Annotated in this window: 7 protein-coding genes; 5 read left to right on the forward strand and 2 right to left on the reverse strand. The window is 31.2% G+C overall.

The features are described 5' to 3' along the window. Window positions 1–245: 245 nt before the first annotated feature. Window positions 246–854, reverse strand: coding sequence for a superoxide dismutase (locus tag ACM55I_RS07265; RefSeq protein ID WP_416846107.1), 609 nt, complete (start codon window positions 852–854; stop codon window positions 246–248). A gap of 378 nt (window positions 855–1232) precedes the next feature. Next, complete coding sequence (locus ACM55I_RS07270; RefSeq protein ID WP_416846108.1) at window positions 1233–1916, reverse strand: ComF family protein; 684 nt, start codon at window positions 1914–1916, stop codon at window positions 1233–1235. 97 nt (window positions 1917–2013) lie between these two features. Between ACM55I_RS07270 and ACM55I_RS07275 the strand changes: the two genes are divergently transcribed. The 5 genes from ACM55I_RS07275 (at window position 2014) to ACM55I_RS07295 (ending at window position 8016) form a co-directional block, all read left to right on the forward strand. Then, window positions 2014–3555, forward strand: coding sequence for a glycine--tRNA ligase (locus tag ACM55I_RS07275; RefSeq protein WP_416846109.1), 1542 nt, complete (start codon window positions 2014–2016; stop codon window positions 3553–3555). A 379-nt stretch (window positions 3556–3934) separates the two neighbouring features. Further along, on the forward strand, window positions 3935–4747 hold the full coding sequence (locus tag ACM55I_RS07280) for a LytR/AlgR family response regulator transcription factor (protein WP_416846110.1): 813 nt from the start codon (window positions 3935–3937) through the stop codon (window positions 4745–4747). 173 nt (window positions 4748–4920) lie between these two features. Further along, on the forward strand, window positions 4921–5157 hold the full coding sequence (locus ACM55I_RS07285; protein ID WP_416846111.1) for a 3-oxoacyl-ACP reductase: 237 nt from the start codon (window positions 4921–4923) through the stop codon (window positions 5155–5157). Window positions 5158–5266: 109 nt separating this feature from the next. Continuing rightward, entirely contained in the window at window positions 5267–7318 is a 2052-nt protein-coding gene (locus ACM55I_RS07290) for a tetratricopeptide repeat-containing sensor histidine kinase (RefSeq protein ID WP_416846112.1), read from the forward strand. A 29-nt stretch (window positions 7319–7347) separates the two neighbouring features. Further along, a complete protein-coding gene (locus ACM55I_RS07295; RefSeq protein WP_416846113.1) occupies window positions 7348–8016 on the forward strand; it encodes a response regulator in 669 nt (222 codons plus the stop codon). The last annotated feature ends 137 nt before the right edge of the window (window positions 8017–8153 follow it).

Raw genomic sequence — 8153 nt, forward strand, 5'->3', positions numbered from 1 at the left:
TAATCGGTTTTATATGTTGTTCATCTAATTTATTTGGTGACAACTAAGAACTAGTATAAATTTGAATCACCATAACATTAGTAGGTTAAGTTTATGGTAGATTTGGGGCAAAAAAGGTGGAAGAAATTCCACCTTTTTTATTGGAATAAAGTCAAGGATTTTTTAAATAATGAATAAAAAAAATAGACGAATAAACTTTAAAAAAGCCTATCCGTCTATCATTTAAACATCTATCGCCTTTCTGACTATTTGTCTAAAGCATATCTTCTTGAAACTTCTGTCCAGTTAATTACATTGAAAAAAGCTTCGATATAATCAGGTCTTCTGTTTTGATAATGTAAATAGTAAGCATGTTCCCAAACATCCATTCCTAAAATTGGAGTTCCACCACAACCTACACCCGGCATTAATGGATTGTCTTGGTTTGGAGTTCCACAAACATCCACTTTTCCACCTTTATGTACACAAAGCCAAGCCCACCCTGAACCAAACTGTGTAACACCCGCTTTAGAGAATTTTGCTTTAAATTCTTCAAAAGTTCCAAAAGCAGCTTCGATTGCAATTAATAAATCACCAGTTGGAAGTCCGCCACCGTTTGGTGTCATAACAGTCCAAAACAAGTTATGGTTGTAAAATCCACCACCATTGTTACGAACAGCAGCGTTTTTTAGGTCAAGATTAATCAGAATATTTTCAATCGTCTTGCCTTCCATATCCGTTCCTACAATAGCTGCATTAAGATTGGTAGTATAAGCATTGTGATGTTTAGAATGGTGAATTTCCATTGTACGCGCATCAATATAAGGTTCTAATGCGTCATACGCATAAGGTAATTGTGGTAATTCAAAAGCCATAATATAATTGTTTAATGATTTATAAATATTTTTATTCAAATTTATACATTTAACTTTGGAAACGGAAATTCTATTTCGTTATAATTTCATTAAATTAATTGATAGTGTGCTCTTTGAAATTGTAACAGACTTATTTTTAGGAGCTATTTCCTGCTTTCCGCTGCAAATGAAATTCACTGAACACCGATTAAAATAGAAGTATAGTGAAGTAATCTTTTTATTCGCCGAAAAGGCGTATAAAAAGGATTTTCGTTGCAAATGCAGTTCATTGAACTCCTATGAGAATGAAAGTTAGGTGAAGTAATCAGGGCTAAAAACGAATGTGATTGAAATTGCCGTTCTGTTTTAAATAAAAGTTTTAGAAGCTGAATTTCTACATTACGATTGTGCCATTGCCATACAAATGACACTAATTTTAGCGCCGGGAATTTTCAATAAAGCATGGGAACAAGCTTCAAGTGTGGCTCCGGTTGTGATAACATCATCAATTAAAAGAAAATGTTTATGATGGTCTTTTTCGGTAAAGGAAACATCAAAAATAGTTTCGATTCCTTCGGTTCTTCCCAATAAATTTTTTTTGGATTGCGTTTTTGAATACACATTCCGAATCAAAAGCGAATCATTATAATCTAAATTTAAACTGGAAGAAAGCGCTTTCCCAAAAGCTGTTACTTGATTATATCCTCTTTCTTTTAATTTTTTTGAATGTAAAGGAACTGGAATAATTTCATCTACAGATTGTAATAAATTAATATTTTGTAAGTCTTCGGCATACCATTCGCCTAAAATGGTTCCTATTTCCTGGTGCCCTTTATATTTCAAATTATGGATGAGTTCTTGGACAATTCCTTTTTTATGAAAATAAAATAATGCCGAAGTATGAAATACAGGGATTCTTCCGTAAAACTTTTTGAATGCATCATTTTCTGGATTCAAATGATGATTAGTCAACGGAATGTCGTGCCTGCAAACGGTACAAATCACATTTTCATTTACTACTAAAAAGGAACTGCAACCGGAACAGACTTTTGGGAAAAAGAGATTTATAATGCTTTCAAACATGTAATCAAGGATTTATTTATAAAAATAGACAAATCAATGCTTCAATCTTTAACAATTTTCTTTTTTTTAAGTTCACTTTTTATATTTTTGCACTATTATGGCAAAACAAGAAGATTTATTTAAGAATGTAATTTCGCACGCAAAAGAATACGGATTTATTTTTCCGTCAAGCGAAATTTACGATGGTTTAAGTGCAGTCTATGATTATGCACAAAACGGAGTAGAGTTAAAAAAGAACATACGCGAATATTGGTGGAAAGCGATGGTTCAAATGAACGATAACATTGTTGGTCTTGATGCAGCGATATTGATGCATCCTACTACTTGGAAAGCTTCAGGTCATGTAGATGCTTTTAATGATCCATTGATTGATAACAAAGATTCGAAAAGAAGATATAGAGCCGATGTTTTGATTGAAGATTATGCTGAAAAGCTAAATCAAAAAGCAATCAAAGAAATCGAAAAAGCGCGTGCTCGTTTTGGTGATGCTTTCAATGAACAGGAATTTGTTACGACAAATGCTAGAGTTGTTGAATACAAAGCCAAAGAAAGAGAAATTCTGGAAAGAATGGCTCGTTCGCTTGGTAACGAAGATTTGGAAGATGTAAAAGCTTTAATTGAAGAATTAGAAATTGCTTGTCCGGAATCAGGTTCAAGAAATTGGACTGAAGTGCGTCAATTCAACTTGATGTTTGGTACAAAATTAGGTGCATCAGCTGATACTGCAATGGATTTGTACTTACGTCCAGAAACCGCTCAAGGTATTTTTGTCAATTTCTTGAATGTACAGAAATCAGGAAGAATGAAAGTTCCTTTTGGAATTGCACAAACTGGAAAAGCCTTTAGAAATGAAATCGTTGCCAGACAATTTATTTTCCGTATGCGGGAGTTTGAACAAATGGAAATGCAATTTTTTGTGCGTCCAGGGGATGAAATGAAATGGTACGAGCATTGGAAAACAGCAAGATTGAACTGGCATTTATCATTAGGGCTTGGAAAGGAAAATTACCGTTTTCACGATCATGAGAAATTAGCACATTATGCGAATGCAGCGGCAGATATTGAATTTAACTTTCCTTTTGGATTCAAAGAATTAGAGGGTATTCACTCGCGTACTGATTTTGATTTGAAAGCGCACGAACAGTTTTCAGGTAGAAAATTACAATATTTTGATGCTGAATTGAATCAAAACTATGTTCCTTATGTAGTGGAAACTTCAGTAGGATTAGATAGAATGTTCTTGGCTGTTTTTGCAACTTCGTTAAAAGAAGAAACATTAGAAGATGGCTCAACAAGAACAGTTCTAAAATTACCAGCAGTTTTAGCCCCAACAAAAGCGGCAGTTTTACCGTTGGTTAAAAAAGACGGATTACCAGAAATTGCACATAAAATCATAGAGGATTTACGTTGGGATTTCAATGTAGCATACGATGAAAAAGATGCTGTAGGAAGACGTTATAGAAGACAGGATGCATTGGGAACTCCTTTTTGTATTACCGTAGATCATCAGACTATAGAAGACCAAACGGTAACGATTCGTCATAGAGATACAATGAAACAAGACCGTGTAAAAATCTCAGATTTGAAATCAATTATTGAGAATGAAGTTTCGATGAAAAATTGGTTGATGAAAATGTAATTATTTTTTTTGTTTATATAAGAAAAGCTTTCCTAAACGGAGAGCTTTTTTATTTTGCATAGAATTAATGGTTTTTTTAATGCACAATTAATTAGAAGAAAATAGTTATTAATTTCTTTTGCAATAAGAATTCATGCTCTTTGTCGGATTTATTTGCGCTTCATCTTAATGTATTAACATTTGTTAAAAACATATTAACATGACCTATTAAAAAACGGTTAAATACTTATTTTTAGACTGTTAAATAAGGGTTTTTATGCGATGTTTTATGCTTTTGTTTAATTAGTTTCCCAAAACTACCAATATTACTTAATAATTTGAAGTGCATTTTACTTTGGAAATCTGATGTCATGCCTAACAATTATAGGAATAGCCATTGATGAATTACTCGTACATTATTATTGACGATGATCAAGAAAGTGTTTCGAAAACGAAAGCCATTGCTGATAGTTTTTCGGAGCTTACTTTTGTGGCATCAGCAAATAATTACACGGAAGGCTTAAATCTTATTTTAGAACAGACTCCTCAATTAGTTTTTCTTGAAATTGACCCTACTAATAAAGAAAGTAACTTATCGTTAATACTCATTAATGAGTTGTATCGGTATCTGAAAGTAATTCCGAAGATTATTGTTACAACCACAAAGAAAGATTTGGCTTTTGAAGCTATTCAATATGAAGTAGCAGATTATTTATTAAAACCATTAGCACGTATCGATATTGTAAAATCAATTTTAAAATTGAACAAATCGAATACCACAGAAGATGTCCTTTCGAAACAACTGCCAACTTTTGATGAAAAACCTATAGTTTCAGTTAGGCAAGAAATGCCAAATCAGGAGCAGCCTCTTATTCTATGTATAAAATCCTATGGTGATTACAGGTATATTGATGCTAAAGATATTTGCTATTTCCAAGCGGATAATAATTCTACTGACATACATCTAAATAATGGTGAAATGATAACGGCTTTCAAAACATTGAAGCACTTTGAAGGGATTTTATCTTTCCCTTTTATTAGAATTCATAACAGTTATATTGTAAACCGAAATTACATTTCTAGAATTCATACTGGAAATACGGTATGTTACATTAAAAATACTACTACAAAGCTTCCTTTCTCCAAATCGTACAAGGCTAATGTAGACCTTATTATTTCCGATTTTTCTAACGGAAATTACTTGGAAATTTAAAAAATAGTCATTTACCATAATTTGGGCATCATTCACTATCAAACGGCTATATTCTACCATAAACGCCTTTTTTTGTAGGAAATTTTAAGAATGCTTATGTAGTTTTACTAAAGAAATTCCTGCAAAGGGATATAAAAAAAGTAAAAAACATAACAATATAAAATCCCCAAATTATGAAAAAAGCAATCTTAACAATCGGTTTATTCTCTTTAGTAATGATCTTGACATCATTCACTACACCAGAAACTAAAAACACTGTAAAATCTGACACTAATGTTAATATCATAGGGCAAACTTCTGCTGGAGGAAATGTTAAAGTGGATATAATTGGACAAACTTCTGCTGGAGGAAATGTTAAAGTGGATATAATTGGACAAACTTCTGCTGGAGGAAATGTTAAAGTGGACTAAAATCATGAATTTTTTTCTAAAATATATTTAGGCTATCAATTATTTGATAGCCTTTTTTTATGTCAATAGTTTTATTTCACTATTTTTGATTAAATCCATTAGAGAACTATTGAAAAAGAATTACTTCATATATCCATTATTGTTTCTGTTGCTTGTTTTTTTTGGTTGTTCCAAAAAAAATGCAAAAGGCATCTCTGTTACTTCTTCTGAAGATAGTCTCTCGACTTATTTGTCATTGGCAAATGATTTTAGTTTAGCTAAAGAGAAAAGACTGTTGTTTACTCAGAAAGCATTTAATATTATTGTGAATCAGGATAATGACTCTCTAAAACGGGTAAATATGTTCAAAGTAGCCAATCGCTATTATAACATAAACAATTGGAAGCAATTTAATAAAACGGTCCATCTGGCTTTAAACATATCAGAAAAAGTCAATGATACTTTAAACATAATAAAAGCTTATACCTATTTAGGAGATTATTATGAGTCACAATCTATTTTGGATAGCTCCTTTCAGTTTTATTATAAAGCGGAAAAAATGTATGAAAAACAGGGTGATAATTTAAAATTATCTAAAACACTGATCAATAAAGCAACTTTGCAGTTGAAGGCGGGTGATTTATTAGGCTCTGAAAAATCGGTTTTTAGAGTTTTACGATTAATAAAAGGGGGAAAGCAGATTAATAATATTTTATACGATGCTTATAACCTTTTGGGGATTATATATAGTGAGCTTGGCGAGTATGAAAATGCAATGTCATATCATAATAAAGCATTATTGATTAGTGATGATGAAATAATACCCAAGGTATTTCAGTCCAGAGCAACATCATATAATAATATCGGTTTTCTTTATCTCGATTCGCATAAGTATCTGCTTGCAAAAAATTATTTTAAAAAAGGATTGGAACAAAACAATCTAATAATCCAAAAGCCTTCATTATATGCTATGCTACTGGATAATTTGGCTTATTCAAAATTCAAATTGAAAGAAACTGAAGGTTTACCGGATCTATTTTTCCAGTCATTGAAAGTAGGAGATAGTTTAGATCTAACCTCCGGAATGTTTATTAACAAGATTCATTTGTCAGAATATTTTACTTCAAAAAATAATTCATTCAAGTCGTTACAGTATTCCAAGGAGGCTTTGCAACTTGCTCGAAATTCTAATAATTCTCGAAATGTTATGGTGGCACTTAAGCGATTAGCGCTGCTAGAACCCCAAAAATCTGCAGCTTATACCAAAGAATATATACGAATCAACGAAGAGCTACAAAAATCAGAGCGTAAAATGGGGGATAAATTCTCCCGTATAGAATATGAAACTGACGAAATAAAAGGAGAAAATACAAACTTAGAAACTAAAAATAGGAATTTATTATTTGGGTTTAGTATAATTACGATGTTAGGTTTATTTTTGTATATTATCAAAGCTCAAAAAACTAAAAACAGAGAACTATTATTTAAACAAGAGCAACAAAAAGTCAATGAAGAAATCTATAATTTAATGATTTCGCAGCAAAATACCATAGAGACTAATAGGGTTGTGGAGAAAAAAAGAGTTGCACAAGAGTTACATGACGGTGTGTTAGGAAGAATGTTTGGCGTACGAATGAATTTGGATGGATTGAATAAATTCAATGATGAAATGGCTGTTAATCAAAGAAATAGTTATTTGGCGGAATTAAAAAATATTGAACAGGATATTCGTGAAATTTCACATGATTTGAATAGGGAGAAATCGGAATTAATTAATAACTTCGTTGCGATTGTAAATAATTTATTTGAAGATCAGAAAAAGACATTTAAGCCAAAATTAGTAACGATAATTGATCCAGCTATAAAATGGGAGTTATTAAGTAATGCTATTAAAATAAACTTATACCGAATTATTCAGGAGTCACTTCAAAACATTAATAAGTATGCTAACGCAAATACAATTAAAGTGGAACTCAAGAAAAATGGGGATGATTTATTCTTGTCAATAAATGATGATGGAGTTGGGTTTAATGTAAATAAAGCAAAAAGAGGTATTGGTATACAAAACATTCAATCTCGAACGAATGAGTGTAATGGAACTGTCGATATAAAATCAAATAAAGGAGAAGGAACAACAATTACAATTACGGTCCCAATAGAACAGAAACTAATACTTACATAGAAATGACAATTGCCTCAACTGAAAAGACAATGATTCAAAATAATATATTAATAGTTGATGATCACCCTTTTATTATTGAAGGGTATAAAAATGCAATTACAAGATATAATCCTAAGGATTTTCAGTTTTTTATTAGTCAGGCTAAAGACTGTAAATCAGCATATGATTTGATTACAAATCCTGATACTTTAGCTTTTGATATCGCTTTTTTAGATATTAGTATGCCTCCTTATGAAGAAAAAGGTATTTATTCTGGAGAGGATTTGGCTAAATTGATTAATGAAATCATGCCTACTTGCAAAATCATTTTGCTGACTATGTATACAGAATTGCTTAAAATAAAAACTATTATAAGTACTATAAACCCAAATGGATTAGTAATAAAAAATGATCTGACATTTGATGAATTGCTTTTTGCTTTTGACAAAGTCATAAATAATAAAATCTATTACAGTCAATCTGTCCAGAAAATGTTAGACTTGGCAGAAAAGGATACCATAGAAATAGATCAATTTGATAAACAAATTTTATTTCATTTGTCAAAAGGTACTAAGTTGAATGATATTCCACAATATATTCCTATTTCACTAGGAGAAATTGAAAGAAGAAAACTAAATTTAAAAGAATTATTAAAAATAGACAATGGTAGTGATATTGATTTAATACGCGAGGCAAAAAATCAAGGATTGCTTTTTTAGCTATTAAGTAAACTTTAAACAAAAGAGGCTGTCCGAAAAGTAATTTTCGGGCAGTTTTTTTTGTTTATTACTTTGATTCTTCGTATTTTTAAGTACCAAAATCAGCGATTATGCAGCCAGTTTTTAAACCTCATTCG

This window comes from Flavobacterium algoris, from assembly GCF_048158525.1.
GTDB lineage: Bacteria > Bacteroidota > Bacteroidia > Flavobacteriales > Flavobacteriaceae > Flavobacterium > Flavobacterium algoris.